Source organism: Micrococcus sp. ACRRV, from assembly GCF_022346985.1.
Taxonomy (GTDB): domain Bacteria; phylum Actinomycetota; class Actinomycetes; order Actinomycetales; family Micrococcaceae; genus Micrococcus; species Micrococcus porci.
The window spans coordinates 1-1,691 of record NZ_JAKRNH010000192.1 but is presented as its reverse complement, the minus strand read 5'-3'; the positions used below and the strand labels follow the sequence as shown (position 1 = coordinate 1,691).

Genomic DNA, 1,691 nt, shown 5'->3' with positions numbered 1-1,691 from the left:
TGGGGGAACGGTACGCCTCACAGGGAGGCCAGGCCGCGCACCAGCGTCACCGCGGCACCGACGCCGGCCAGCGTCACCGCCACCCGGCGGGCCCGACCCGGGTCCACGCGCCGGGCCAGCCTCGACCCGACCGCGATCCCCGCGGGCGCCCCCGCCACGGCCGCCGCCCACGCCCACCACGGCACCGCGGCGGCCCCCGCCGTCGCGCCCAGGGAGGCCTTGAGGACGATCGAGGTGACGTTGGCGGTGAGGAAGATCGGCTGGAGGGTGGCCGCCCAGGAGCGCTGCTCCCACTTCGAGGCCACGGCGTAGACCGCGAGCGCCGGCCCGGCCACGCCCGCGGTGGTGTTCATGAACCCGGCCACGGCCCCGGAGCCGAACACGGCCGCGCTGCCGCGCAGGGTGAGGCGGTCCTGGAGGCCGAGCACGGCGGCGATCGCCACGAGCACGCACGCCCCCAGGACGACTTCCAGCCAGGCGTGGTCCATCACGCGGACCGTCCACGCCCCGGCCAGGGCGCCGACCACCAGCAGCGGGGCCAGGCGCAGGAAGCGCGGCCAGTCCACGTGCCGGCGCAGCATCCAGAAGAGGATGAGCGCGGAGACGGAGGCGGCGGCGTTGGACATGGTCACCCCCGCCACCGGGCCCACCAGGAGGGAGAGCGTGGGCGCGGCGACCATGCCCACGCCCATCCCGCTGATGCGCTGCAGCACACCGCCCACGGCCACGCAGAGGAAGACGACGGCCGCCAGGGAGATGCTCACCCCTGCAGTATGCGCCCGCGCGCCGCGGCGGCGGGATGCGACGGCGGGCGCGTGCCAGACTGGCACGGTGACCCCTCCCCCGGACCGCGCCCGCTCGGCCGTGCGCACGGCGGCCGCCGCCGTCGCGGCCATGGCCGTGCTGCTGCTCCTGGTGGTGTTGGTGTTGGCCTTCGGGCCGGGCGCCTGACCGGCCCACCCGGCCGGGACGCTCAGTCCGGGAGCGCGCTGTCGAGGAGGGCGGTGAAGGAGAGCTCCCCGCCGCGGCGGTCCATGGCCTCCGGGGAGAGCCGGTGCTCCACAGCCAGGGTGTGCACCAGCACGAGCGTCAGGGACGAGGTGCGCTCCAGCCGCTCCGCGCTCAGCCCGGCCAGCCGGGGGTGCTCCCCCAGGGCCTCGGCCAGGAACCGCACGCGGCGGGCGGTCAGGGCACGGTACTCGGAGGCCACGGACTCATCCCGCAGGCCCACGGCCTGGAACTCGTGCAGCAGCAGGGGCCAGCGGGCGTCGCCGTCGAAGGTCAAGGAGGTCAGGACGGCGGCCAGGCGGGCCACGAGGTCGGCGCGGCCGCCCCCCTCCACGGCCAGCTCGCGGCCCACCACGTCCAGGGTCCGGCGGGTGAGCGCCTCGAACTGGGCCCCGCAGACCTCCGCGAAGAGGGCGGCCTTGCTGCCGAAGCCGGAGTACACGGCGCCCTTGGTGTAGCCGGCGTCGGCGGCGATGCCCGCCAGGGAGGCGCGCCCGTAGCCGTCCCGCTCGAACGCCTCGGTGGCGTACTGGAGGAGGTCGGCGCGAACGTCCTGGTGGCGGGGTCGGGAGGCCATCTTGCCCTTTCGATACCGATGGTATTGAATACCGACGGTATCGAACCTGCGCATACCACGCAAACCACCCATGGAGGCCCCGCCCCGTGACCGAAGACCAGACCCC

2 protein-coding genes are annotated in these 1,691 nt (G+C 75.4%); both read right to left on the bottom strand.

Annotated features, from left to right (window positions below; translation table 11 throughout):
* Window positions 1-17: 17 nt before the first annotated feature.
* Window positions 18-764: a sulfite exporter TauE/SafE family protein gene (locus tag MHY29_RS12000; protein ID WP_224356073.1), complete on the bottom strand. Its 747-nt coding sequence runs from the start codon at window positions 762-764 to the stop codon at window positions 18-20.
* Window positions 765-973: 209 nt separating this feature from the next.
* Window positions 974-1,639 (bottom strand): TetR/AcrR family transcriptional regulator, encoded by a 666-nt coding sequence (locus MHY29_RS11995; protein WP_239241535.1) that lies wholly within the window; start codon window positions 1,637-1,639, stop codon window positions 974-976.
* Between the last annotated feature and the right edge of the window lie 52 nt (window positions 1,640-1,691).

What these genes read in the sequence shown, in the direction of transcription:
- MHY29_RS11995 (WP_239241535.1), bottom strand. Translation starts at nt 1,639, where the DNA reads ATGCGCAGGTTCGATACCGTCGGTATTCAATACCATCGGTATCGAAAG.